The sequence below is a fragment of the Candidatus Nitrosotalea okcheonensis genome, from assembly GCF_900177045.1.
Lineage (GTDB): Archaea > Thermoproteota > Nitrososphaeria > Nitrososphaerales > Nitrosopumilaceae > Nitrosotalea > Nitrosotalea okcheonensis.
The window spans coordinates 1,848,677-1,874,869 of record NZ_LT841358.1; the positions used below are offsets into that span (position 1 = coordinate 1,848,677).

Below are 26,193 nucleotides of genomic sequence, written 5' to 3' on the forward strand. Positions count from 1 at the left end.
TCAAGTAATAAACATTCTATTATCGCTATGTTCATGCATCATCTGAAAAATATCTGTCATTGGAGTCAACTGCCAAATATTCTCTATGGACTTCTTCTTAATGGATTTGATGATGTGATTTGCATACTCTGACACACGCATCAAAATTCTCTGGCCAGCAAAATGTTCAATTATTCCAAGTCTTACTGCTGCTGCTACAACGCTGGTACTGTATGAATAGATCATCATCCTGACTGAACTTGTACCGGATATTCCTAAAGATGCTGTCACTATTCCAAAACATACTGGATACGTCCCATGAGATTTCTTGGCTTGAATCTTTTTTAGGAATTTACGCATTAACAAATTTTTGTTACCAACCATATCTGATCCACAATAAAGAATTTGATGACCAGATCTAGTTGATGCTATACTTACTTCTTTTATCAATTTAAGGGAATAATATTTATCATCCAATTCTATTATTTTCTGAAGATCGTTTTGTTTTACAGCCTTTATGACATGCAATAAAAATGGACAATCACAGGGAGCAAGCTGAAAATAAATCTGATTTTCAATGAATTTCAAAACATTTTCTTCTTTTTTTATATGGCCCGATCTGACAAGAGATTCTAAACCCCATGACATACCAAACATTCCAGATGGAAAAAAAGAGTCAGATAACTGCATTATATGAAATTCTGAATTAATGTTCATGGACGTTAAGACTATCTTCTGGTTCAAAAATTCTTTCCTGTATGTTGATATCCATATGATTAACAAGGTTTCCAAAAAGGTGACTAAAGGTCTCTATTTCAGACTCTGCCATAACTGGAAAGTAAATAACTCCCTCATCATCAATCTGGATTGGTCTATGTCTATTTCCAATTATATGGCCAACTACTGGCATAATTTTTTTTACCATGTTTAAATCTCCTCTAATATTAATCGAAATTACTTTCTCAGGCATTTGTTCCACTATGATAAATTTGTCTATTTCATCTAACAACACATCACCATTATGTAATTTTTTATCTGACTCGAGAGCAATTCCAACATCAGTTCCTTTATCGGTATTTCTACGAAATCTATTTTTTTCAAGTTCGATTCTCGAAATTTTTATTCTTTCACATTTTTCTGTAGATAACTTTTTGAATTTATCTCTCAAAAAAGGATCTTGGAAAATATTTCCAACAATGGAATTTATCAAAAGCATGAAATGATACCATAATGATGTAATTGAAATGTGTTACTTATCTTTTTTTGGCATTGTAATCACAAGTCAATTATAAATAGCTTGATCAACTAAGAATACTGATGATGCTTACTCCTAAAGATTTTGATAAATTGTATATTTTTATGATTGCAGAGCTTGCAAGAAAAAGAATGGCAAAGGGATTGAAACTGAATTATCCGGAAGCAATTGCTATAATATCTGATCACATTGTTGAAGGAGCAAGAGAAGGAAAATCTGTTTCTCAACTTATGCAGTCTGGCAGAAAGGTCTTGTCAAATATGGATGTTCTACCAGGAGTAAGTGATATGATAAAATCAGTTCAAGTAGAGGCAACGTTTGAAGATGGAACAAAACTTGTGACGGTACATGATCCTATAGTGTGATTGTAATGAAACCCGGAGAATATCTCATTTCTAAAGAACCAATAATTGCTAATGTGGGAAGGAAAATTGTTAATCTTAAGGTAAGCAATACTGGAGACCGTCCAATTCAGGTAGGATCACATACTCACTTTTTTGAAGTAAACAAATTTCTTTTATTTCAAAGAGAAAAAGCCTATGGTTTTCATCTTAACGTCCCATCTGGATTGTCTGTTAGATTCGAACCAGGTGAGACAAAGGTGGTAGAACTGGTCGAGTATGGGGGCAAGAAGATTGTTTACGGTTTTAATGGTCTTGTCAACGGAGAGTTGCAGAAAAATAAAACAATGTCTTTAGAAAAAGCAAAATTAAAAGGATTCAAAGGAGCCTAGATGCCTCTTACAATTCCAAGAAAACAATATGTTGATTTGTATGGTCCTACAGTTGGCGACAAAGTAAGACTTGGGGACACTGATCTGATTGTTGAGATTGAAAAAGATCTGATAATCTATGGGGATGAAATAGTCTTTGGTGGAGGAAAAAGTGTACGTGATGGAATGGGACAAGCAAGTGGAGTAACTAGAAAAGATTCAGTTGATCTTGTAATTACAAACGCGATAATAATGGATCCAATTTTAGGCATAATCAAAGCTGACATTGGGATTAAGGACGGACGTATTGCTGCAATAGGAAAAGCCGGAAACCCAAACATAATGGACGGGATAAATATGATAATTTCCTCGGGTACCGAAATTATTGCAGGAGAACATACAATTTGTACTCCCGGTGCTATAGATACACACATTCATTTTATTTCCCCACAACAGGCGATCGAAGCAATTTGTAGTGGCACAACTACAATGATAGGGGGAGGAACAGGACCTGCAGATGGTACAAATGCTACTACTTGTACCCCTGGGCCTTGGAATCTGGGAATGATGTTGCAGGCTATAGAAGATCTTCCATTAAACTTTGGCTTTCTTGGAAAAGGAAATGATGCTCTGGAGCCTGCATTAATGGAACAAATCGAATCTGGAGCATGTGGGTTAAAGTTACATGAAGACTGGGGGTCTACTCCAGCTACTATAGATTCGGCATTAAAGGTGGCGGATAAGACTGATACCCAAGTTGCAATACATTCGGATACGCTAAACGAATGTGGCTTTGTTGATGATACCATTGAAGCAATTTCTGGGAGAACGATTCATACATATCATACAGAGGGTGCAGGAGGAGGTCATGCCCCAGACATAATGAAAATTGCCTCAGAGAAAAATATACTTCCATCATCAACTAATCCGACCAGACCATTTACTGTAAATACAATTGAAGAGCATCTAGATATGATGATGGTATGTCATCATCTAAACCCATCAATTCCGGAAGATGTTGCATTTGCTGAATCAAGGATAAGAAGTGAAACGATTGCAGCAGAAGATGTACTTCACGATATTGGAGCATTGAGTATGTTTTCCTCAGACTCACAAGCAATGGGTAGGGTAGGAGAAGTTACAACAAGATTGTGGCAAACTGCAGATAAAATGAAAAAAATGGTAGGCAGACTGAAAGAAGAAAGTGGAGACAATGATAATTTTAGAGTAAAGCGATATCTCTCAAAACTCACAATAAATCCCGCAATAACACACGGAATTTCTGATCATGTGGGTTCATTACAAAATGGCAAAATTGCCGATATTGTAATATGGACACCAGCCTTTTTTGGAATAAAACCAAAAATGATCATCAAAGGTGGGTTTATAGCATATTCCTTAATGGGCGATCCAAACGCATCAATTCCAACACCAGAGCCAGTTTACTATCGTCCTATGTTTGGTGCACTTGGAAGAGCCAAGTACGCAACTTCATTTACTTTTACATCGCAATTAGCTATGCAAAATAAAATATCTGAAAAGTTGAATTTGCAAAAAAAATTATTGCCAGTTGGGAGATGCCGAAAAATAAGTAAAAAAGACATGCTGTATAATGATCTCACTCCCAAAATTGAGATAGATCCAGAGACGTATGTAGTTAAAGTAAACGGAAAATTGGCAACAACACAAGCCTCTGAAAAGGTCCCACTTGCAAGGCTGTACAACCTATTTTAGATTCATATTTCATTCATTACAATTTTTAGATCTCATCATGAATTGTGAAAATAATATATGATTAGGTTTTCCGTATATCATAAAATCTAAAAAATAAACTAATAAAACATAAGTATTGGATTTGCGCTTCTAGCGCGTGGAATTTTTAGACACAAGCGTTGTCGAGAAAATAGACCTTAAAATGATTCGACCTTCAAAATTTTTAGTTCGTGGTGAATTTGACCAAAAAAGACCAGAAATAGAGTCTTTGGCAAGGAGCATAAGAGAGCATGGCCTATTGCAACCTATACTGATACGGCCGCTAGATCATGGATTTGAGGTTGTAGCAGGTCACAGAAGATTGCAAGCTTGCAGACATCTTAGAAGTAGGTTTATCTCCTGTACGATACGTGAAATTTCCGATAAACAAGCATACGAAATCCAACTCATAGAAAATCTGCAGAGACAATCTATGTCTCCGTTAGAAGAAGCAGAGGCTTTTAGAAAATATGTAGATGAATTTGGATGGGGTGGTGTAACAGAACTCTCAAAGAAAATTGGAAAAAGTATTGAATATGTATCACATAGGATGCAATTACTAAAACTACCGGAAAATGTAAAAATAGAACTTGTTCAAAACAAAATAAGCACAAGTCATGCAATAGAACTCTCTACGCTTGATTTTGATGATCAAGTAGGAGTCATAAAAGAAGTAATACGAGATAATCTCACAATCAAAGAAATCCGTCAACTAAAATCAAACATTCGTTCACACCCAAAAGAGAATGATTCATCATATCTCAACTCTGTAAATAAACGAGATATGCCTCCTCCTTCAATAAAGTTGGCACAAAAAATATCTATTACATTTAAAATAACTCTTGCTAGGGTTGATCAAATAATATCTGAGGTCGATAAGATACAAGATATTGAAAACAAGGAAAGAACAAAAGAACTTTTGATGGATATGCGATTGCGTATACACTCCATGATTGATGAAATCATTCATTTTAAAAAATCCGAATTAAATTATAAAATTAAATAAATTATTTTCCAAGAAAAGGTGGAATCCATTCATCAAGAAATTTCTTATATTCTCTTTTTGTATGTGTTAGGGCTTGGTGGGAAGGCTCCTTCATTGGAACGAAATCGTATATTTCATATGATTGGATTATGTCTCCAAACAAATTACGATATATGTCGCTTTCATCATCTGCCATCTCTTCATTGAAAAAGCTCTGTATGGTAATCCAATCATATCCTCCTCTTGTTTTTCCAGAAAAAATCACAAATGGTGCATCTGCCAAATATTTTCTCAAACCTTCTAGTCTCTTTGGTAGATGTTGTGAGGTTCTAAAAGTAACAAGTGATACTCGTATAGTACGTCGAGGTATTTTTTTAAGATCCACTGATATTGTATACCCTGTAATTACACCTGAATCTTCAAGATTGGTAATTCTTGATTCTATCTCTGACTCGGTTAAATTATAACCACTATCCATCAAATTTTCCAATATTTCTCTAGTGTCATTTTTGGCGTTTTTACTCAGAGAAGAAAGTATCACTTCATCTATGGTGTCAATCAACAGGTGGATTATCACTAATCTATCAGTTATAGGTTTTGCAAAGATATTGTCCATTTAATATTTTTCAAAAATATTCAACAAGCAGACTAATTTTTACAATATTTTTCATAGATAAATACTTGGACAAACCTAACTATCCAATGAATTCCATTCTTTCTGAGAATGTAGGGTATGTAATTCTTCTTGGATTTGGTTCGATGATGGCTATTCTAGTCACTCTGATAGTCAAGATTGAAACAAGATGGAATAAGATAAGAAAAACATTCGAATGGTTCAACACTGCGGGTAGAAGTGTAAAGACTGGAATTTTGGCATCATCCGTAGTGTCTGCATGGACCTGGGCTGCTACTTTTCTTCAATCATCTAGTGTAACATATCAATATGGCCTAGGTGGTTCCTATTGGTATGCAGCAGGTGCAAGCATACAGATTGTTCTTTTTGCCATTCTTGCAATCGAATTAAAAAGAAAATCTGCTACAGCGCATACGTTTACAGAAATTATAAACGCCAGATTTGGCTCAACTGCTCACAAGATATTTCTCTTTTTTGGATTTTTGACAAATAGCATAATTACTGCAATGCTTGTAATTGGAGGTGCGGCGGTTTTAAATTCATTAACAGGTATCAACATATACGCTGCAGCTTTTCTGATACCTGTAGGGGTTGTCATCTATACATTTTTTGGAGGTCTTAGGGCAACTTTTATTGCAGAATATTTTAACTCAACCCTAATTTTCATTGTTATCTTGATTTTTGTTACAACTGTATATTTCGTCAATGGCAATATAGGGGGTATTTCTGGAATGTATGAAAAGATAGTCCATTCAGCAGTAATCAAACCTGTTGCTGAAAATAGTGGAGGTTCCTACCTCACACTTGCCTCATCAGGAGCACTACTCTTTGGAATAATAAACATTGTAGGAAACTTTGGAACAGTATTTGTGAACCAATCCTACTATCAACGAGCTATTGCTGCTAGACCAAAGTCTGCTGTGAAGGGCTTTCTTATTGGTGGTTTAGCGTGGTTTTCTATTCCGTTTACTCTTGCAACAACACTCGGTCTTGCAGCAATAGCTATGGGAATGACGTTTTCTGCAGATCAGATAAGCATGGGTTTGATAGCCCCATCTGTAGCATCGAGTCTGCTTGGTAATATTGGCGCAATTTTACTTTTGACAATAATATTTACTGCGGTAACATCTGCAGGCTCTGCCGAATTGACTGCAGTCTCCTCGCTTTTTACCTATGATGTATATCGGACTTATCTAAATCCGTCTGCAAGCGGCAGACAACTTGTAAAAATTTCTAGAATGGTGATTCTATTTTTTGGTTGTGGAATGGGATTGTTGGGAATATCGATCATACAATTTGGGGTTAGCCTACAATTTGTCTATCTTACAATGGGAATAATCATAGGTTCAGCAGTCATACCTATCGCCTTAACTCTAACTTGGAAAAAGACTAACAAAATTGCTGCATCGTCAGGTGCAATAATTGGATTGTTTCTAGGAGTCAGTATGTGGTTATATTCAGCATATGTCTTATTTGGACAAGTATCTCTATCTTCAACTTCCCAAAACATACCACTGCTTTTAGGAAATGTTATTTCAATATCCTCTGGAGGGCTGATTGTTTTTCTTGGGAGTCTAATTAACCCATCTAATTTCAATTTCAAGATTATGAAACAAAAAATTATAGTAGTCGATGAGCGAATACGGGCTATAATTGAACGTGACAATGATGAGAATTTTCTAAAAAATGCTGCCAAATTTACCTATAGGTACAGTATTGTTCTTTCAATCGTATTGATTGTAGTTATTCCGATCCCACTTTATGTTTCAGGATATGTCTTTTCTGAAATGTCATATAGAATATGGATAATAGCTGGTATAGTCTGGGTTTCTGTTTCTACAGTAGTTATAATAGGTATGCCTATTTTTGAGGCAAAAAGTTTTGTAAAAAGAATCATTCTTTCTATTTCAAATAGATTTCTTTATGAAACCAGGTATTTTGATGAACAAAATAATAAAAAATCAGACAACAAACATTCTGGTGATTTAACAAATCTGGATGAATATAAAAAAATTCTTGTGGCAGTTGATGGATCAAGCATGTCAATTAGAGCCCTGCGTTATGTAGAAAATTATTTTGGGAATCTCAACTCGAAAATTTTCATTGTGTATGTAATCGAGTGGGAAGAAACTGACGAGATTTTGGATTCTGTCATCATGAATAAAATGGAGATAGAGGGAAAGCAGATGTTGCGTGGTATACTTTTGGCCAAACATGAAGACAAGTATCAAAGATTTGTCAAAGTTGGAGATCCTGCATCTAAAATACATGAAATTGCCGAAAAAACAGAAACCGACATAATAGTAATGGGTCTCAAAGGACTTGGAAATACATACCATGAGATGGGACATGTGGGTCAAAAGGTCTTAAATCTGACGTCAAAACCTGTGCTCTTTCTAAAATAATTCTGCCGATGTCGACAAAAAACTTGACGAGATGCAAAAATACAATGATATGTAATACCATGAGATAAAACTTGAATTAGAAGTTCCTATGGAATTAGATTTCATAATTCCAACACTTTCAATTCTAGTAAAATAAACATCTCTGAATATCTTCTAGCAGATCATAACATATGGAAATATCCTAGACAATAATCTAATAACTACTTAAATAGAATTTTACATCTTCTTATGTTGTGAAGAGAATTGATGCCATAATTCCCGAAAAAAATCTGCATGTTGTGAATATCGCATTAAAACACGCTGGCATTACTGGTATGACAATCTTTAACACAAAGGGTCGTGGTGAACTTACACCGGAACCAATGCAGTTAGGTGGACCTGCTGGATTCTTTATTCCTACATTCACTGAAACTTTCACCATTATGATTCTAGCAAAAGACAGTGATGTTGAGAGTATAATTAAATCTCTAATAGAAAGTGCAAGTGCAGGAAAGATAATTGTTACCAATGTGGAGATTTTAATAGATATTCACAAAAATAAAAAAAATGAGGAAGCGCTTTAGCCGACCTCTTTTATATATTAAAGCCTAATTGAAACGTTATTTTCATTATGGTTTCATGATCAAACAATTTTTGATAACTCACATATCGTCAAAGTAAATAAAAAATTACTGGCAATCAAATTTCTGAATAATTCTTCTTACAAGATTATACTGCTCATTTTACATTCATCTTTAATCATTATAATTTTAAAATCTATTCGAGAATTGAAAAAATAATTTCACAATTGAATTTTCTATGTATTATAAAATTATAAAAATAAAATGATAAGACAAGTATCAAAGATTTGTCAAAGTTGGAGATCCTGCATCCAAAATACATGAAATTGCCGAAAAAACAGAAGCCGACATAATAGTAATGGGTCTCAAAGGACTTGGAAATACATACCGTGAGATGGGACATGTGGGTCAAAAGGTCCTAAATCTGACGTCAAAACCGGTACTCTAAAATAATTCTGCCGATGTCGACAAAAAACTTGGTCACAATGACTGTCTTAATAAATAAATTAAAATCTTGAAAATCATATGAAATACTTGACTAATACCAATTCGTGGCAGGTTTAATCGAATCCACTGTGTTGCCAGAACAAGTTGGATGGATTATAGTGCTGGGGTTTGGTCTATTCTTCGCAGTACTTGTTTCTTTTCTGATAAAAGCAGAAAAAAAATATCTGGGAGAGAAAATCACATCTGAATTTTTTGCCACTGCTGGAAGAACAATAAAGACAGGTCTGACAGCTGCTGCAATTGTATCGGCATGGACTTGGGCTGCTACACTACTCCAGTCATCTTCAGTAGCATACAAGTTTGGCATCAGTGGACCTTTTTGGTATGCGTCTGGTGCAACTATTCAAGTATTACTTTTTGCAATGCTTGCAATAGAAACCAAGCGAAAGGCTCCTCATGCCCATACCTTCTTGGAAATAATTAGAGCGAGATATGGTAATGGTGGTCACAAAGTCTTTCTTACTTTTGCCTTGATGACAAACATGATAGTAACTGCAATGTTACTTCTTGGTGGTGCAGCTGTGATTAACGGACTCACTGGTATGGACATTTCACTGGCAGCATTTCTAATTCCTATAGGAGTGATAATATACACTCTGGCAGGTGGTTTACGTGCTACTTTTATTGCAGATTATCTTCATACTACAATTATCTTTATTGTACTTCTGATCTTTGTAACTACTGTATACTTTACCAGCGGCATGACCGGAGGAGTTCCCGGAATGTATGACAAACTCACAGCTGCTGCACATTTACATCCGGTTGACGGTAATGCAGCTGGAGCCTATCTAACAATGGTTTCACTTGGTGGATTAATCTTTGGAATAATCAACATAGTCGGTAACTTTGGTACTGTCTTTGTGGATCAAGCCTATTGGCAAAGAGCTATTGCAGCAAAGCCAAGCTCTGCTGTAAAAGGATATTTACTTGGAGGAATGGCCTGGTTTGCAATTCCATTTACCCTTGCAACAACACTTGGGTTGGCTGCTGTTGCTATGAATGTAGATCTTACACCTCAACAAGTAAATCTTGGTTTGGTTGCTCCCTCTGCAGCAGCTGCCTTGCTTGGGCCAGCAGGTGCTATACTGATCTTGACTATGTTATTCATGGCAGTAACATCTGCAGGTTCAGGAGAACTTGTAGCTGTCTCATCTTTGATTACATATGATATCTATAGAACTTACAAAAATCCGGAGGCTACGGGAAAACAATTACTCAGGGTTTCACACTGGACAATCGGAATATTTGGCGTAGGCATGGGTGCATTAGCTATCATATTATTAAAAGCTGGCTTGAGCTTAGGATATGTCTATTTGGCAATGGGTGTGATAATTGGATCCGCAGTGGTACCTATTGCATTAACAATTTTGTGGAAAAAGACAAACAAGAATGCTGCTATCGCAGGTGCCATAATAGGTCTATTTGCTGGATTGATTGCGTGGTTTGGAACTGCAATGTTCATGTATGGTAATATTTCGCTTGATAGTACTGGCAAAGATTTTCCAATGTTATTTGGAAACATCGCTGCAATACTAGTTGGTGGATTTATTGTATGGATTGGAAGTGTAGTAACGCCTGCAAACTTTGACTGGAAGAGAATGCGGGAAGAAATCACACTTGTAGATGAAAGGGAGGTACAATATACTGATCCAAAGGATACAGATCCAGTAATCCTTGAAAAAGCATCCAAGTTTAGTGTGAAGTCTGGAATCGCACTCACACTTATTCTAGTTGTTGGTTGGCCTATGCCGATGTATTTTTCTGGTTATGTCTTTGATTTGGGATTCTATGAGTTTTGGGTGGGAATTGCAGTTGTATGGGCAGCATTTGCTTCAGGATCTATAATCTTACTTCCGATAATAGAAGGAAGAGGAGGTATTACTAGAGTACTTCTAGGTATGGCAGGAAAAACAAATGTAAAAATTATAGATGAAAGAAAAAGGGGGGAACAATCTGATGATGTGTAATGGTTGTGGAATACAACTTGGATTTACAAAATACAAGTTTCGAGGAATGTGGAGAATTCAAGGTCTTTTTTGTAAATCTTGTATGAAAAAGATTGGTGAAAATATTGACAAATCACATACTGGAACCACTAATTTAGAAAAACAACAATGTACTCTATGCAAAAGTGAATTTTATTTTCTTCAATCCAAGGTACAAGGAGAAAAATTCTGCAAGTTTTGTTATGACGTGGTTGCTAATGATAAATCAATTTCTAATTCCAATTCTTCCATGACCCAAAAATTGCCCAAAGTAAACATGATCTGGGGCATTTTTGGATTGGCTTTAATGCTAGCAGGCTTGGTATTTACCTTTGTAAACACGTCACAAGCGGGTGGTAATCTACTTAGTATCATTTTTGGTTCAATGACAACTGCTACTGGATTTATTGTTTTTAGAAAGACACTGTATTCACGGAGAGTGCTTTATGGAAAAAAAATACATGCATAATAGAGTGATACGAAAAATAACTAGTCAAACACTATCGTAGCTTGAGCAATTAACACGTGGTATCATTAGAAATACTATCATTGATCTTTTTCCATCAAAATCATTCTACAAGGAACAACAACATTCTACATTATGAGCGAATGGAATTAATTAGCAGAGAGGGTCTTACAGACAAAATTTTTGCATTAATACTTTACTCACGAATCTTACTGAGAAATCCTGCTAGATGATTATATGCAATTGTTTGTTCCAGTCTTATAACGTGCTAAACAAACATTTCTCGTACGCATTGATTCTCCTTGCAGGCACGATGATCTTTCCAGCAACTTCATCGTTTGCATTGCCTGCTCCTGTGGCAAAAAGTGACTCTTACAAGATTCTTGAAAATGGAATTTTGGAAATTCCTGCGCCGGGTATTCTTGCCAATGATATATCTAATGGAAAGACATTATCTGCATTACTTGTATCTGATGTGAAGAATGGTACACTGATGCTAAACGCCAATGGTAGCCTTGTTTATGTTCCTGATCCGAACTTTCACGGTACTGACATCTTTAGATATGTTGCAAGTGATGGTACTGCAATTAGCAATGTAGAAAATGTTACAATTTCAGTTGGTCAAATAGTTCAATCTCCAGTTGCACGAAATGATTCCTATATGATAAATGAAAATTCTACTCTTTCGGTAAGTGGTAGCGGGGTATTGTCAAATGATACAAATCCTAATGACAGACAGATGCAAGCTATTCTTGTGACCAATACCATTAACGGTCATTTATCACTAAACCAAAATGGAAACTTTACCTACATTCCAAACTCTGGGTTTTATGGTATGGATTCATTTACCTATGAGGCATCCGATGGACTTGTTACAAGTAATGTCGCTACTGTCACTATCATAGTAAAGGAGACAGGCACACAGTCTGGCGGAAATCCATTCCTTGTCTTGCTTGCCCAGATTCAGGACCTTATCTCTAGAATTACTGGTATTGAAAATAAGATAAGCACATTAGAGCAACAAAATAGTGCTCTAGACAGTCGTGTTAACCAACTGGAACAAGAAATACAAAAAATTCAGTCTAATCCAGGAATCATAAACAATCAACAAAATGACAGTCAAGGCGATGACCTGAATAATGGCGATAATCCAGGTAATGGTGAACATCATGATAATGGTAAACACCTAGGAAATGGCAACAATCGGAAAAATCACGAAGACTAGGGTGTTAAACTGATTCACAAGATCCCTTAGTGGATGTGAAACTAATGTTGTAATGCCTATCAAAGGTCTCAAGGTTCCTCCGATATTTTTTGGGTTTCGAATCATTTACGAACGGATCCCCCTACATCAAAAAGAAGCATGTCAGAATCCATTCACAGGGTTTCAAATCTTAGGTGCTGAATCCTCCCTAAAACACAGATGTTTCAGAGCTTGTACGATGTCCAATTCTTGGCTTTCTGCAATTGTATCCAACAGAATCTTGACCCACTTGCATATGGGTGACGTTCATTATCACCCAATTTGTAATGACATATTCATGCACTGTTGTCTCTGCCATAGAGATTCTTGTGGTCATCAAGGTCAACTAGTTGGATGATTTTCTTTTCCTCGAAGATCCTGTAAAGTAGCGTATGCGATTTTGTTACATGGATGCCATAACAGTAGCGGTACCTTCCATGTTTTAGTTCTCCCATCTTTCTTGGATTTTCAGAATTGGCCAGTTCAACTACAATCCTCTTAAAGTTTGTAATTACCATCTTGTCAGATTTGAATTTCTTCAGTTTCTTTTCTATGCTAAAGGAATCAAAGTCGATTTGCCACAAAATTATTCAGAAACTACCTTGTCCACAAAATCTAGAAACTCGTCAACATTATATCGCTTGGTTTTAACCTTGCCCATATCGATATCTTCCAATATCTTTTCAACTTTCGGGCTGAGCTCAGGCTTGTCCTTGGCAGTTCGTTGCATACTATACAATCTTCATAGGTTCTAAAAAGGCTTTATAGATCATCCAGTCCATTCTTGAATGAACCTGCACATGCCCTAATTTTGATTTGTGTAACAGCTAGTGTCAAAACCCATCAAAGGTACGAGTCATGTAAACGCATAGAAATTAGTATACTTGTCTTAGTTTCTCACTTTAAAATATTAGTTAAACGGTCATTTGGAATGTATCTTATCTGTTTTAGATATGGAAACAGTTTAGAAATCAGTCATCAGTAGCAAGATCATCTAAAAGTTTAGAGTACTTTTCAATGAGCTCATTGGTGATTTTCTCATCTTTTGGACTCATAATGGTTTAATTCTTTTTGAAATATAAAAAGACAACTGTTTCATAATGCTTTGGTTTAAGGTTTTGTTTTGTTTCTTGATCTCACTTAACATGCATCTTAACTCCAAATTCTCGTTGTCTGGATCAATTTCTAATTCATATCCGTTATCATATAGAAATTTACTTGCAGCGATAATTCCAGTTCTTCTATTACCATCAAAGAACACTTGAGCCCAGGGAATAACAGTCATTATGCAAGCTGCTTTTTCAATCAAATCTTCTTTTCTATTTCCAGAATTACCCACACTGTTTACTTTCGGAATTACAAGATCAATATTTTTAGTAGTCTCGATGTATACCTTGACTTTCTTTATTCTCGTATGTCTTTTGAGAATTTTCTCATTTATGTCAATTAAATATTGATTATCCAGTTCATTATTATCTTGTTTGATGTCATACAATGTTTCCCTTAGATGATGTGATTTAAGGGTTGAAAGAATGTGTTACGGTTTTGAACTACAATCAAGATACACATCAAAGGTTTTGTAGATCATTTGCGTGGGAAGAAGTTTGTACACATTGTTTTGCTACTTATTTATTAATAAATTTCAAGAATAGTGACTGTTCCAAAATGAGTGCAAATGAGTCATGCAGAAAATGTGGTGATGAATTAACAATTCTTAGCAAGTGTGTTAAATGTATAGAGAGCGACGAAAAATTATGTCTAAAGTGCAACAGAGTTAGTCTATCAATGCACTATCACTCATATGACTAAAGCAAATTTACATTTATACAAACAAGAGATCAATAACCAAGGAATCAGTCCAAGGGAAACACAAGGGAGACGGTACTGTCCGTAGTCTTTATCTGGATCTTTTTTCCCAGTACATCATGGGCAAGTTCTGATACCATTGTCTTGACATACAATGACCATTTTTTTCCAAGGTCATGTTGGATTGTAAAATGGAACGAGTCACTTCCTTTTTCTATATAGTGTTGCATATATGCCACATTTAACCAAGAATGCAGTATCTCGATAAACTCATCTATACCTTGATCCCCCTTGGTGAAGACAAGAATGTTTGTAAAATCATCCTTTTCTATTTTATGTGCTAGATTTACAATCTCTTCTTCAGTCATACGATTTATGGCATCTTTTACAAATGGTTTTGTCATTGGTAAGAGTCCGATCTTTCTTTCATATCTGCCCCATTTCATATGGCCTGAGAGTATCTTGGAGACAAATGCGTTTAGATTGATCTTCTCTAACTCTGCTTCTTTTTTCAACTCCTCAACCAGTTTTGACAATAATCTAAAAGTAACTGTCTCGGTTTTCTTCTTTGCATGATCGTCGTTAGTATTTTTCACTAGTGTACCTCCATTTCGTATAATAAAAAGTAGAGGTAGATCTTTCCAATTCAATACGTTTGTAGAAATTACCTTTTGTCATTAACTGTCGTATTCTAGTTCTAATTATCATATCTTTTGAGGGGCTAGGAGTATCTTTCCAAAATGAGATCCATTTTTCATCATCTCAAGCCCTTTGGCAACATGACCAAAAGGTAAAATTGTATCTATTAGGGGCTTGATTTTCCCCTTACTAGTCCAATATACTACTTCCTCAAGCTCAGCCTTTGTTCCTTGCGTGGAACCTAGAATGTTTATGCCTTTGAAGAAAAGGTATCTCAGATCTATTGTAGAATCATAGCCCGTGGTAGCACCTGTAGATACAAGAGTACCGCCTTTTCTTAGAAGCCTAATCTCTATCGGAAAATGGGTCTTGCCTATGTGTTCAATTACCACATCGATTCCAGCTCTTTTAGTAATCTCTCTAATCTTTCTGTCCCAGTCATCCAATCTATGATTGACAACAAAATCTGCTCCTAACGAATAACATTTTTCAATTTTTTCTTTGCTACCTGCAGTTGCAATAACTGTACAATTGAAAATCTTTGCAATCTGGATTGCTGCCATGCCGATACCGCTGGCTCCCCCCATGACTAAAACTGTCTGTCGAGGCTGGATCTTTGCCCTGCCAACTAGCATATGCCATGATGTCATACCGACCATGGCAATTGCAGCAGCTTCTTTAAACGAGAGATTATCTGGAATCTTTACAAGATTGGTATCAGGCATATGGGTATACTGTGAAAATCCTCCCCACAGAGGTCCTGTTTGATATCCCCAAACAAGTCTATCGTCACAATCGTATTCTCTTCCAGAATTGCATGCATTACATACCCTACAGCTAAGATTTGGGTGTATGACCACCCTATCGCCAGTCTGAAATTTTGTGACATCTTCTCCAACTTCCATCACAGTACCGGCCGCATCACTACCTGAAATGTGTGGCATTGGAACCTTTATCGGATATCCATAGAGTGCCCAGAGATCATCATAATTGTACGCAGCTGATTCTATTCTTACCAAGACCTCATTTGGTTTTATCTTCGGAGTCTCTATATCTTCAATCTTTAAAAGTTTAGAAGGTTCTCTACCTATCTCACGAAACACGGCAGCTTTCATATTTTGGAGGTTTCTTAACTACATCATATTTAGTAAGTTTACTTTGTCTTACATTGTTTTGCTACACGAATGTCAACTTCGTTTTCTAATATATTAAATGAAAGTAGATAATTCAAAACTCTGTTGGGGTTTTTGCATGGCATAGTCCAGAATCTTAATCTAAAAATAATCAGCTTGGTTTTAACAATATCTTTCCAAACAACCCCTTGCCGATAAGCATCTTAGTATGTGCTTCTGCGGCATTTTCAAAGATATATTCAGAATCTATGATTGCTTTAATTTTCTTTTTACTCATCCAGTACAGTCCTTGTTCTAATTCTGCCTTTGTTCCTTGTGTAGAACCCAAGATGTTAGTTCCTTTAAAGAAGATATGACGCAAATCAGTCTTTGCATCATAACCGGTTGTTGCTCCACAAGTCACTAGTGTTCCACCATATTTGAGCAAGGTTAGTTGATCATTCCAGTGAGTCTGACCAATATGATCAAATGTAATATCAATTCCGCCAAATGGTTTTGCAATCTGTCTTACTTCCTTTGTCCAATCTGCTTTTCTGTGGTCTACTGCATAATCAACTCCTAATTGTTTTAATTTGTCTAATTTATCTGGACTTCCTGTTGAAATTACAACACAATTGTATAGTTTTGCAATTTGAATCCCAAAAGTTCCTACGCCAGAACCTCCACCCATGATAAGAACTACCTGACCAGGGCGAATCTTTGCTCTACTTACTAGCATATGCCAGGATGTAAGTAATGTCATGGATGCTGCTGCAGCTTCATCATAGCTTACTCCTTCAGGAATCTTTGCAACATTGACTTCAGGAAGATGTGTCATTTCACAAAAACCTCCCCACAATGGACCTGTCTGGAATCCCCAGACCATTCTGTTCGTGCAGTCAAACTCTCTTCCATCGGTACAAGCTTGGCATACTCTACACGACAAGTTAGAATGAGACACTACCCTGTCTCCAATCTTCAAGTTTTGTACTTCATTACCAACTTCCACTACATCGCCTGCAATATCAGAGCCTGAAATATGCGGTAGAGGAACAGGAACTGGTTTTCCTCTCATTCCCCATATGTCATTATAGTTACATGCGGCCGCTTTTACTTTTATTATAACTTCATTTGGTTTTGCCTTTGGTTCGTTAATCTCTTTTACTTTCAGTATTGATTTGTAGTCATCATTTGGTGCATATGATTCGTATACTACTGCTTTCACAATCCCATGCATTCTGAACTGTTATTTGTGTAGGAGGTTTACGATGTACTATTTTGTCTTGCTACTAGTTTAATCGTTGACAAAAAATTATTGTGTGATTATGAAATCCTCGGATACAGTGATGAAGGATAGTCAGTTTGGTACTGCAATTAATTGTATAGACGGTAGAGTACAATCACCTGTTTTAAATTGGTTAAAGGAAAGATATTCTGTATCATATGTAGATACCATAACAGCGCCTGGGGTTAATAGGATACTTTCTGAGACAAACATAGACAAAATAGAACAATTAAAATCCAATGTCATGGTGTCGATAAATGCACATGGATCTGACATCGTGGCAATTGCAGGACATCATGGTTGTGCGGGTAACCCTGTCACAAAAGATGAGCATCTAAATCACATCAGAAAAGCATCAGAGATCATCAAGTCTTGGAATCTTCCAGTCAAAGTAGTTGGGCTTTGGATAAACGAGAACTGGGAAGTTGAATTGGTATCATGAGAGTTTAAGGGTAATAGCACATGGTATTAATTTCATGTAGGGGTATCTGCATACGTTACAAAACGGTTAACAAGATTCTACGTCATACAAGATACGGATCAGGACAAAAGCGGTGTCAAATTTGTGACCTTTTCCTTTTCTGGGAGGGAAGAAAATGTCCATGTTGTGGATATATGCTTAGAACAAAACCACGAAATTCGAAGTTCAAAAACAGACTTCGTTCACAGAATGATAATCAATAAGATACAAACCACATATGTCAAGGCCTGCCAGAATTACTAACACATAAAATAAGACGATCTGAAATCATATTTTTTGAAGGTCTTTTTCGTTCGGGTATTAAACAAATTTGACCAAACCCACCCCCAGCACTTTTAGGGTTTCAAATCATGGCCAAAAAGCCACCATCCCATCAAGCCATACTTAATGAAGATGGGTTTTGATGCGATCAGAATTCTATAATGTCGTCCCTTATCTTTTTCATAACGACTGAATAGAAGTTGGGTGTTACCTCAGTTAATTTCCTGACTATCCTGCTTTGAGATACAGTCACGATTCTTTTGCACATTACCTGTGATCTTTCTTGCAGGAGGAACATTGTGTCCTTGCCAGTCACCGGAATGAGATGAGGATCCTTTTCCTGATTGGTAGTAATTCCAAGCGAAATAAAGAAGCGGCTGTTTTGATGGAAAAGAGGCCTTGATATGACTAGCAATGGCTTCACCTTCTGTTCTTTCTGATCCTCATATTCCGGATCTGCTTGAACAATATCGCGGGGTTTGAGATTAAACTGTCAGTTCAACAACGGAATAGAATCGATATAGAATTCTTAACTCTTTGCAAGTTCATCCAGGTCCCGTTCAGCATCTACTATGGATTCGTTCTCTGGAATTCCCAAGGAAACGGTCGGCTTTTTTTCATCTGCGGGTCGTTGCATATCAATTATCATCATCGTCCTATACTTAATACTTTAGACAAAATATCTTCGAGTCTTTGCTGGTATCCACACCTTGAATTGTAGGTTTTATCACAGTTTTCCACAGGCTTGTAAACCCATCAAATGTATCAAACTTGAGATTTTTATGTTTAGTCATAATCATCCTTTCCGACCGTATGGTTGACCACATAAGACATCATAATGACTCGGCAGCTTTTGGGTCCTTTTGCCTGTATTTTGCCCAAGCATTGTTTACGGTAAATACAATTTTTTTGCCAAGAATATGTTCCAGCCACAATGGAAGGAAGAACTTTCTTGTCGGCGAAAAATATCTATAAAATTTTTCACTATCTAATTCCTTGTCATCAAGAACATTTCGTGCGGCAAAATCTCCACAAAAGGTAGCCCATGGAAGACCAACACAACCAAGAACAAAATGAGTCCAAGGATGCTCTGGGTCTACAAGCACTGTAGGAATAAGGTCTCTAGTCATGTCTATGCGTCCCTGCCAGTACTGGATAAATCTAAGAGGTCGGATTACTGGAATTTTCTCTTTTAGTTCATTTATGACATGATCTATGACACGAGGTGCTGTGGTATCATTTTTTGCATAAGTTGTTAACATGTTTCCACCACCAACTAGTAGCCGTTTTGTACCTGTAAGACGAAAATAAGTGTAGACAAGGTCCGAGTCCCAGCATTGGAGAGGTCCTTGTGGGAAAAGTTTTGCAATGTCATCGTCCCCCAAGGGTTCACTAATGGAAAGAAAAGTCTGAGCATGGTATACACTCTCATGATATTTTGTAATCTCAGGTTTTGGCTTGTCTATACAAAAAATGATCTTGTCTGCAGTTACAGAGCCAAGATGTGTGCGAACGGTATGGCCCTCCCAAGAAAGCACTTCCGATGATTCATAGATCTCTATACCATTGTCTAAAAGAACCTGCTTGATTCCCTGTGCATACAAAAGGGCATTGACTCCATATGTTCCAGTGTATCGAATTGCCCCAGAATATGCATTTGATCCAATCACGGATGGCACCTCTGATTCTCGATATACTTTACTGGAATAACCCAGTTTCTCACGTGACTCTACCTCGTCTTGTACATCCTTCCATCCACTTGCACCTTTTCCCAAAAATAGACAGTCCTGAACTTGTAGGTCGCATTCTATCTGGTGTTTTTTGATGTTATCTACCATTATCTCAACTCCTTTTGAAGCAACCCCCCACAAATCCTTGGCACCCTTTGTACCGTACTTTCGTAACAATTGCGATAATTCAAGCTCACTATCAGGAGTTAGAAAACCTGCACTCTTGCCAGTAGAGCTTCCGCCACAAATATTCTTGTCAATCAACACAACTTTTTTTCCTGATCCAACAAGACGAAGTGCAGCTGCAAGACCCGCGGCTCCCGCACCTACTATCAACACATCTGTTTTTATTTGACCTCTTACTGGTTCTCTGATAGGTTCCTTGATCCCTAATAACGTGGTAAACCACCAATCTTGTAAGATCATAAATCTCAGCTTATCCTAAAGTATAAAATGATTGACACTTTCTGATGGTACCAATTCTGATTTTCACAATAAGTCAACAAACAACAAATTTTTTATACCATCTTTGTAATGAGTCTTGCTAGGATTATCTACATTGGAGAATGACATTGGTCTCCTTTTGCACTTTCTATTCCTGACTGGATTCCCATCGGATTCAAATTTTTTCATTACTTGAGAACTAAACTGACTGATTAATTCCTTTGGTGGGTCACGCAAAATTCAAAATCCGTGCTGAAAACTAGAAGAATTACACACCAGTTTTTTAAACCATGCATACTGGCGCCTTTTTAGTTCAAAGCTATCGGGTATCTACATGGCAAAAGAGCCTATCTTATAGATTAATATTCTAAAATGAAAAAATAAACTCGTGTTTCCAGAACATTGCTCTGTTCGAAAAAAAGGACGGGATTGTCCAATGCCACCAGAATTTGTAATTTCTGTAAAATCAGGTGATGGGGAATATATGGTTGGAGTGACATGTGATATACACAAAAATACGTTTACCGAAAAATTAGAGTTATTGCAAAGGGAAGGCAAAGTCCCGCAGGGAACAATTAGTTTTACTGGTTTAAAACCGGTGGGTACCAGTTGTATCAAAGTGAATCCTGACGACTTGATTGAGCTCTAATCTGCAAACTCGATTATGACTGTGTTATATTTTGACTTGGTAGATTGGTTTTCTACCTGATAGTCCAAGTATCAAATTCTTGATTGCAATTTCAGCCATTTTTTTTCTTGTCTCTGTGGTAGCACTTCCACTATGAGGTGTTAATATGACATTATCCATCTCTGTGAGGGGATTTTTAGAATCAATTGGTTCCTTTTGAAATACATCAAGACCGGCTCCTGCAAACATTTTTCTCTTTAATGCAATGACAAGATCTTTTTCATTTATTATTTTTCCGCGTGATGTATTGATCAAAAATGCAGTCTTTTTCATTTTGCTAAATAATTTTAAATTCACAATTTCATGTGTATGTGTGGTATGCGGTGCGTGTATGCTAATGACATCACTGGTTCTAAACATGTTATCTAATGATACATATCTTACTCCAAGTTTTTCTTCTTCTTTTTTTGTCAATCTAGTTCTGTTATGATATGTTATGTCCATTTCAAACCCAGAAGCTCTTTTTGCCACTGCCTTGCCTATTCTTCCCATTCCAAAAATGCCCAAAGTTTTCTTGTATAAATCGGTTCCAAGAAACTCGTATGGACCAAAAATTGCTCTCCATTTATCGTCTCGAATAAGTTTGTCCCCTTCTGGTATTCTTCTAAAAAGAGATAGCATCAAAGCCATAGTAAGATCTGCTGTGGCTCTGGTCAATACCTCTGGAGTATATCCTATGATTATGCCTCTTCTTGCAGCAGTCTTGGTATCTATGTGGTCATAACCCACACTGTATGTGGAAATTGCTTTGAGTTTGGTTCCTGAATTGATCACATCTGAGTCTATCGAGTCATAAGGATAGCAAACAAGACCGTCCTTGTCCCTGATTTTTGATATTAGCAGTTTTTTTGGAATTGGGATGCTTCCTGTATGGATTTCTACATCATACTTTCTTCTTAGCTCCTTTATGGCAAAATCATGAAGTTTTCGTGTAAGCAGAATCTTCAACTATTTTGTTATGACACATGGCAATTTTAAGCGTATTTTATGGCAAAAAGTTAATGATAACCAGTAAGATTGAACACGGAATTGACCTAGTTTTGTTACAACAACTCATTTATAATTAATCCTGATAATCAATATCTAGTTGAAACACAAAGAAGAGTTTGCTATTTGTGTACAATGTAGAAATCCTATAGAAAAATGTGTATGCGTATGTCCATTTTGCGGGGAACGTGACAAATGTGAATGTGCATTATTTGATGCAGCTACAGGCGGATAAATTTTTGTATTTGAATTTATGGAGTACTGCCAAGTCGTGGGATATGTGTATCCCGTCAATTAGACTGCGCATTTATAGTATTATTAATATTTGATGAGCGTTTAGATCCGACATGTCTTCTATTGATCTAACCTGGGTTATTGGTGGTCCTCAAGGTGGTGGTGTCGAAACCGCTGCAAATATCTTTGCTGGTGCATGCGCTGGTTGTGGCCTCAAAATATTTGGGAAAAGAGAATATTATTCCAATATAAAAGGCGAGCATAGTTACTTTGGAGTCCGAGTCTCTGACAAAACAATCCGATCAAATGTGAGTGGAATTACAATGCTTGTAGGTTATGATGCTGAGACACTATTCAGGCATGCCAATGAAGTGTTCGATGATGGTGCCATAGTGTACGAATCTAACTTGGTTGCAATGCAGGTTGATGAGGTTCCTACTCTTGATGCACAATTCAAGGCACGTCTAAAAAAATACCTTGCATCCAAAAACAAACCATTTACTATTCAGGGATTGCTTGACGAGTCCAAGGAAAGAGGAATCACTCTATATCCTGTATCTTTCAAAGAAATCTTGGCTAATCTTTCCGATGAAACCAAAAACCCCAAGATACGCGGCATGTTTCGCATGCAGAATGTTCTTGCTGTCTCTGTATCAATTGGACTGTTGGGACTACCGCCGGAAACATTATTGAAATCAGTAGGCTCGATATTTTCAAGAAAAGCCGATATTGCAGAGATGAATAAAATTGCGGCAAACTATGCTTATAATCTTGCCACTGTAAAATATTCCAAATTCCGGTATCAGTTATCACAAATTCCAAAAGAGGATCATACTATGCTGGTTCAAGGTTTTCAATCAACAAGTCTTGGAAAAATAGCATGTGGTTGTAGATTCCAATCATATTATCCAATCACACCTGCATCAGACGAAAGCGTATTTTTGGAATCAAATGAAATTTTTGAGGTAGAAAACAATCGACCTGGATCTACATTGGTTGTACAAACAGAAGATGAAATTTCTGCAATTGGCATGGTTATTGGCTCTGCCCTGACTGGGACTAGATCTTCTACAAGTACCTCTGGACCTGGCTTTTCTCTCATGGCAGAAGCTCTTGGCTGGGCTGGGATAAATGAAGTCCCAATAGTTGTAACTTTATACCAACGAAGTGGTCCTTCAACGGGTCTTCCTACACGACATGGACAAGATGATCTACAATTTGCAATACATGCTGGGCATGGTGACTTTCCAAGAATTGTCTATGCCTCCGGGGATACTGAAGAGGGGTTTTATGATACTGCAAAATGTTTCAACTTTGCCGATGTTTATCAAATTCCAGTAATTCACATGATGGACAAATTTATTGCAAGCACGGTTTCAACCGTGAAGAGATTTGATTCTACAAAAATAACAATAGAACGCGGAAAACTATTGGAAAAAATTGGAGAACCTGGATATCAACGATTTACACCATCTCCAGACGGGATATCGCCAAGATCAAGACTAGGGCTTGAAAATGGCATATTCTGGAATACTGGAGACGAGAGTGATGAAGTCGGGCATATATCCGAAGACCCTGAAAATCGTATCTACAAGATGGATAAACGTGCTCACAAACTCGAGGTTGCATTGGAAAAAATACCTAAAGAAGATCAGGCTACAAATTATGGCATATCGGACTTTTGCATTCTCAGCTGGGGGTCTACAAAGGGTCCAATCTTGGATGCTCTTGATATGCTTAAAAAAGAAGGGCTTGATGTTGGCTTTATTCAGATTAAAATGCTACACCCATTTCCGACCCAGTATGTTCAATCATTACTTTCTGGAGTCAAGACAATAATTGATATCGAAGCAAATCAATCCGGGCAAATGGGTTCGTTGATTAATGAATATTTAAACAGAAAAGTTGACTATTACATATTAAAATACACAGGAAGACCGATTACTTGTAATGAAGTTTTTGATTCCATCAAAAAGATTATTGAGAACAAGGCAGAGAAAAAACAGGTGTTAACATATGGTGTCTAATGTAGCTGATTACAAAACCGAAGTCCACAATGACTGGTGTCCTGGTTGTGGGGATTTTGGGATAGTAAATGCAATTCAAATGGCTCTTGCAGAAATGGAAATCCCACGACACAAAGCTGCAGTATTTTCTGGTGTAGGATGCTCTGGCAAGACATCTCATTACCTTAACACTTATGGTGTCCATACTTTACATGGCAGAGTATTACCATTTTCACAAGGCGCAAAGCTTGCAAATCCTGAGATGACGGTAGTTGCGGTAGGTGGAGATGGAGATGGGTTGGGAATTGGTGCAGGACATTTTGTTGCAGCCGGTAGAAGAAATGTGGATATGACATACATTATATTCAACAACGGAGTTTATGGTCTGACCAAGGGACAGGCATCACCTACACTCAAACTAGGATTGAAGACAAAGTCTCTCCCAGAGCCAAATGTTAACCAGTCAGTAAATCCAATCGCACTAGCAATTGCAAGTGGATACACATTTGTTGCAAGGGGATATGCATATGATGTCAGACAACTAAAGGATCTAATAATTGCGGCAGTAAAACATAGGGGACTCTCATTTCTTGATGTGTTACAACCCTGCCCAACTTACAATGATATCAATACCAGAGATTGGTTTTCAGGAATGGATAACATTGATGAGATGACTAACAAGCCTAGGCCAAGAATCTATAAACTTGAAGATACTGGCTATGATGCATTTGTTCATATTGATTCACCTGACGAAGAAAATGAAAAACTAACTCAAGCCTTGATAAAATCAAATGAATGGGATTCAAAAATTCCTACTGGCATATTCTACAAAAATGAAATAATTGCACCGTATGACGAGCGAATGTCAGAAAGGATTCCAAACTATCTTGAAAATCCTCCTGCATACCAAGAGATTTCACATGCAGGCAAGTCGCTGACTGATATATCTAAAATGCTGGATACACTAGAAATCTAGTTCTTGCTAGCCATCCAAACCTAATTTGTTAGATTTTCTGTTTCTAATAATGATATAAGTTATTAGCATGTTCTAAAAAAGAATAGTTCTAGTTTGAATCTGGAAGAAGTAAACAAAATATTTCGAAAATCTATCATCGATGGATATTTCGAACCAAACCTTGTAAAACTAGATTTTAAAAAATCAAATATAAAACATCCTACAATTAGAGATGATGGACTGATGCAAACAAACATCTTGCATCTTTTTTTTGACATCGATACGGGTTCTGATTATCCTGATGGCGACGAATGGTTTATGGCAGAATTTCTTTTTCCTTATAATGTAAAAATTCCTGATAGCCTGAAGGGCCCTGATTATTTTAGCACACTATCTGTTGGAGAGGGAAAGAACTTTTGGAGACATAGAGAACTTATCCGATACAAGTATGGTAAATCCAAAAAATTGGAAGAATCCATAGATTTTATTGAAAAAAAATACCGTGAATTACAATCCATGCTAGAACCTTTGGAAAAAGAAATCAAATAATTTTCCATTCGTTTTCTGCAAAGTGATATGTTTGGTCTTCTGAATTAGCATTAATGTTCCATCTTCCAGTCATGTCATCAAATTGATATGAAACTTGCGTAATATCTTTTGGAATTTTATTTGGATCTAAATGATACGGCAATAGCTCCAACACAAAATCTATCTTGTCTACCGCAGTATCAAACGAATGTCTGTTATCAAGATCTATCATAAATACAATGTCTGGGTTTGCACTGAATCTAATGTATACACGTAAACTTTTTCCTCCTCCCCTCCGTCGCTTCATCTCTTTTATGATGCCCTTCATCTTGTCCCACCGCGCAACTCCAAATTGTTTGAAAAAAATCTCATTGAACGCTAGTGGATATGTAACGTCGATCATAGTTGTAAAATCTTCTTCTTGTGCTGCATTGGGATATTCTTGTACGTTGAATAAATTGTGTAATAGACTATAGAGAACCTCCAACTCCCATGGGGAAATACCATAAAATTTCAAGGAAAGTGGAAGCTTTGGCGTGCTCATTTACAGATGA

Annotated in this window: 28 protein-coding genes and 1 pseudogene; 15 read left to right on the top strand and 14 right to left on the bottom strand. The window is 36.8% G+C overall.

The window, feature by feature from the left end:
- Both BQ3481_RS10835 and BQ3481_RS10840 read right to left on the bottom strand, forming a co-directional pair.
- Window positions 1-627, bottom strand: a complete 627-nt coding sequence (locus tag BQ3481_RS10835) for an urease accessory protein UreF (protein ID WP_157928268.1) — start codon at window positions 625-627, stop codon at window positions 1-3.
- 58 nt (window positions 628-685) lie between these two features.
- Window positions 686-1,195 (bottom strand): urease accessory protein UreE, encoded by a 510-nt coding sequence (locus tag BQ3481_RS10840; RefSeq protein ID WP_157928269.1) that lies wholly within the window; start codon window positions 1,193-1,195, stop codon window positions 686-688.
- A 101-nt stretch (window positions 1,196-1,296) separates the two neighbouring features.
- Between BQ3481_RS10840 and BQ3481_RS10845 the strand changes: the two genes are divergently transcribed.
- The 4 genes from BQ3481_RS10845 (at window position 1,297) to BQ3481_RS10860 (ending at window position 4,704) form a co-directional block, all read left to right on the top strand.
- A complete protein-coding gene (locus BQ3481_RS10845; RefSeq protein WP_157928270.1) occupies window positions 1,297-1,599 on the top strand; it encodes an urease subunit gamma in 303 nt (100 codons plus the stop codon).
- Window positions 1,600-1,604: 5 nt separating this feature from the next.
- Entirely contained in the window at window positions 1,605-1,967 is a 363-nt protein-coding gene (gene ureB, locus BQ3481_RS10850; RefSeq protein WP_157928271.1) for an urease subunit beta, read from the top strand.
- A complete protein-coding gene (gene ureC / locus BQ3481_RS10855) occupies window positions 1,968-3,680 on the top strand; it encodes an urease subunit alpha (RefSeq protein ID WP_157928272.1) in 1,713 nt (570 codons plus the stop codon).
- A gap of 136 nt (window positions 3,681-3,816) precedes the next feature.
- On the top strand, window positions 3,817-4,704 hold the full coding sequence (locus BQ3481_RS10860) for a ParB/RepB/Spo0J family partition protein (RefSeq protein WP_157928273.1): 888 nt from the start codon (window positions 3,817-3,819) through the stop codon (window positions 4,702-4,704).
- Between the two features lies 1 nt (window position 4,705).
- Here the strand turns inward: BQ3481_RS10860 and BQ3481_RS10865 are convergent, their stop codons facing one another.
- Window positions 4,706-5,299 (bottom strand): histidine kinase, encoded by a 594-nt coding sequence (locus BQ3481_RS10865; protein ID WP_157928274.1) that lies wholly within the window; start codon window positions 5,297-5,299, stop codon window positions 4,706-4,708.
- Window positions 5,300-5,385: 86 nt separating this feature from the next.
- Between BQ3481_RS10865 and BQ3481_RS10870 the strand changes: the two genes are divergently transcribed.
- From BQ3481_RS10870 to BQ3481_RS10895, 6 genes and pseudogenes are all read left to right on the top strand, one after another.
- Entirely contained in the window at window positions 5,386-7,722 is a 2,337-nt protein-coding gene (locus tag BQ3481_RS10870) for a sodium:solute symporter family transporter (protein WP_157928275.1), read from the top strand.
- A 233-nt stretch (window positions 7,723-7,955) separates the two neighbouring features.
- Complete coding sequence (locus BQ3481_RS10875) at window positions 7,956-8,285, top strand: P-II family nitrogen regulator (protein ID WP_157928276.1); 330 nt, start codon at window positions 7,956-7,958, stop codon at window positions 8,283-8,285.
- A gap of 289 nt (window positions 8,286-8,574) precedes the next feature.
- Window positions 8,575-8,730: pseudogene (locus BQ3481_RS11990) on the top strand (universal stress protein); the annotation flags it as partial.
- Window positions 8,731-8,833: 103 nt separating this feature from the next.
- The gene (locus tag BQ3481_RS10885) at window positions 8,834-10,756 is read left to right on the top strand and encodes a sodium:solute symporter family protein (protein ID WP_157928277.1); all 1,923 of its coding nucleotides are present in this window, start codon (window positions 8,834-8,836) and stop codon (window positions 10,754-10,756) included.
- Window positions 10,746-11,243 (top strand): hypothetical protein, encoded by a 498-nt coding sequence (locus BQ3481_RS10890; protein ID WP_231911801.1) that lies wholly within the window; start codon window positions 10,746-10,748, stop codon window positions 11,241-11,243. Before BQ3481_RS10885 ends, BQ3481_RS10890 begins: the two co-directional genes overlap by 11 nt.
- 262 nt (window positions 11,244-11,505) lie before the next feature.
- Window positions 11,506-12,465, top strand: a complete 960-nt coding sequence (locus tag BQ3481_RS10895) for an Ig-like domain-containing protein (RefSeq protein ID WP_157928279.1) — start codon at window positions 11,506-11,508, stop codon at window positions 12,463-12,465.
- A 314-nt stretch (window positions 12,466-12,779) separates the two neighbouring features.
- Here BQ3481_RS10895 and BQ3481_RS10900 read toward each other — a convergent pair whose 3' ends face one another.
- The 6 genes from BQ3481_RS10900 to BQ3481_RS10925 form a co-directional block, all read right to left on the bottom strand.
- A complete protein-coding gene (locus BQ3481_RS10900; protein WP_157928280.1) occupies window positions 12,780-13,067 on the bottom strand; it encodes a type II toxin-antitoxin system RelE family toxin in 288 nt (95 codons plus the stop codon).
- A gap of 2 nt (window positions 13,068-13,069) precedes the next feature.
- On the bottom strand, window positions 13,070-13,213 hold the full coding sequence (locus BQ3481_RS10905) for a hypothetical protein (RefSeq protein WP_157928281.1): 144 nt from the start codon (window positions 13,211-13,213) through the stop codon (window positions 13,070-13,072).
- 321 nt (window positions 13,214-13,534) lie between these two features.
- Window positions 13,535-13,978: a Fic family protein gene (locus BQ3481_RS10910; protein WP_157928282.1), complete on the bottom strand. Its 444-nt coding sequence runs from the start codon at window positions 13,976-13,978 to the stop codon at window positions 13,535-13,537.
- Between the two features lie 358 nt (window positions 13,979-14,336).
- Entirely contained in the window at window positions 14,337-14,885 is a 549-nt protein-coding gene (locus BQ3481_RS10915) for a hypothetical protein (RefSeq protein ID WP_157928283.1), read from the bottom strand.
- A gap of 108 nt (window positions 14,886-14,993) precedes the next feature.
- Window positions 14,994-16,043, bottom strand: a complete 1,050-nt coding sequence (locus BQ3481_RS10920) for a zinc-binding dehydrogenase (RefSeq protein WP_157928284.1) — start codon at window positions 16,041-16,043, stop codon at window positions 14,994-14,996.
- Window positions 16,044-16,212: 169 nt separating this feature from the next.
- Window positions 16,213-17,265, bottom strand: a complete 1,053-nt coding sequence (locus BQ3481_RS10925) for a zinc-binding dehydrogenase (RefSeq protein ID WP_157928285.1) — start codon at window positions 17,263-17,265, stop codon at window positions 16,213-16,215.
- Between the two features lie 100 nt (window positions 17,266-17,365).
- On the opposite strand from BQ3481_RS10925, the gene BQ3481_RS10930 reads away from it, so the two are divergent.
- Window positions 17,366-17,767 (top strand): carbonic anhydrase, encoded by a 402-nt coding sequence (locus BQ3481_RS10930; RefSeq protein ID WP_231911802.1) that lies wholly within the window; start codon window positions 17,366-17,368, stop codon window positions 17,765-17,767.
- Between the two features lie 448 nt (window positions 17,768-18,215).
- Here the strand turns inward: BQ3481_RS10930 and BQ3481_RS11995 are convergent, their stop codons facing one another.
- The 3 genes from BQ3481_RS11995 to BQ3481_RS10940 all read right to left on the bottom strand — a co-directional run bounded on the left by BQ3481_RS11995 (window position 18,216) and on the right by BQ3481_RS10940 (window position 20,223).
- Window positions 18,216-18,536 carry a type II toxin-antitoxin system PemK/MazF family toxin gene (locus BQ3481_RS11995; protein ID WP_157928581.1) on the bottom strand — a complete coding sequence of 107 codons (321 nt, stop codon included), beginning with the start codon at window positions 18,534-18,536 and terminating at the stop codon, window positions 18,216-18,218.
- Window positions 18,537-18,729: 193 nt separating this feature from the next.
- A complete protein-coding gene (locus BQ3481_RS11920) occupies window positions 18,730-18,861 on the bottom strand; it encodes a hypothetical protein (RefSeq protein WP_255408311.1) in 132 nt (43 codons plus the stop codon).
- A 39-nt stretch (window positions 18,862-18,900) separates the two neighbouring features.
- On the bottom strand, window positions 18,901-20,223 hold the full coding sequence (locus tag BQ3481_RS10940; RefSeq protein WP_157928286.1) for an NAD(P)/FAD-dependent oxidoreductase: 1,323 nt from the start codon (window positions 20,221-20,223) through the stop codon (window positions 18,901-18,903).
- Between the two features lie 454 nt (window positions 20,224-20,677).
- Between BQ3481_RS10940 and BQ3481_RS10945 the strand changes: the two genes are divergently transcribed.
- Window positions 20,678-20,890: a hypothetical protein gene (locus tag BQ3481_RS10945; RefSeq protein WP_157928287.1), complete on the top strand. Its 213-nt coding sequence runs from the start codon at window positions 20,678-20,680 to the stop codon at window positions 20,888-20,890.
- 24 nt (window positions 20,891-20,914) lie between these two features.
- Here the strand turns inward: BQ3481_RS10945 and BQ3481_RS10950 are convergent, their stop codons facing one another.
- Window positions 20,915-21,877 carry a 2-hydroxyacid dehydrogenase gene (locus tag BQ3481_RS10950; protein ID WP_157928288.1) on the bottom strand — a complete coding sequence of 321 codons (963 nt, stop codon included), beginning with the start codon at window positions 21,875-21,877 and terminating at the stop codon, window positions 20,915-20,917.
- 386 nt (window positions 21,878-22,263) lie between these two features.
- Between BQ3481_RS10950 and BQ3481_RS10955 the strand changes: the two genes are divergently transcribed.
- The 3 genes from BQ3481_RS10955 to BQ3481_RS10965 all read left to right on the top strand — a co-directional run bounded on the left by BQ3481_RS10955 (window position 22,264) and on the right by BQ3481_RS10965 (window position 25,660).
- The gene (locus BQ3481_RS10955; RefSeq protein WP_157928289.1) at window positions 22,264-24,177 is read left to right on the top strand and encodes a 2-oxoacid:ferredoxin oxidoreductase subunit alpha; all 1,914 of its coding nucleotides are present in this window, start codon (window positions 22,264-22,266) and stop codon (window positions 24,175-24,177) included.
- Entirely contained in the window at window positions 24,167-25,132 is a 966-nt protein-coding gene (locus BQ3481_RS10960) for a 2-oxoacid:ferredoxin oxidoreductase subunit beta (protein ID WP_157928290.1), read from the top strand. The genes BQ3481_RS10955 and BQ3481_RS10960 overlap by 11 nt, the downstream gene beginning before the upstream one ends.
- Before the next feature lie 93 nt (window positions 25,133-25,225).
- Entirely contained in the window at window positions 25,226-25,660 is a 435-nt protein-coding gene (locus BQ3481_RS10965) for a hypothetical protein (RefSeq protein ID WP_157928291.1), read from the top strand.
- Here BQ3481_RS10965 and BQ3481_RS10970 read toward each other — a convergent pair.
- Window positions 25,653-26,183 carry a hypothetical protein gene (locus BQ3481_RS10970; protein ID WP_157928292.1) on the bottom strand — a complete coding sequence of 177 codons (531 nt, stop codon included), beginning with the start codon at window positions 26,181-26,183 and terminating at the stop codon, window positions 25,653-25,655. The genes BQ3481_RS10965 and BQ3481_RS10970 overlap by 8 nt on opposite strands.
- Between the last annotated feature and the right edge of the window lie 10 nt (window positions 26,184-26,193).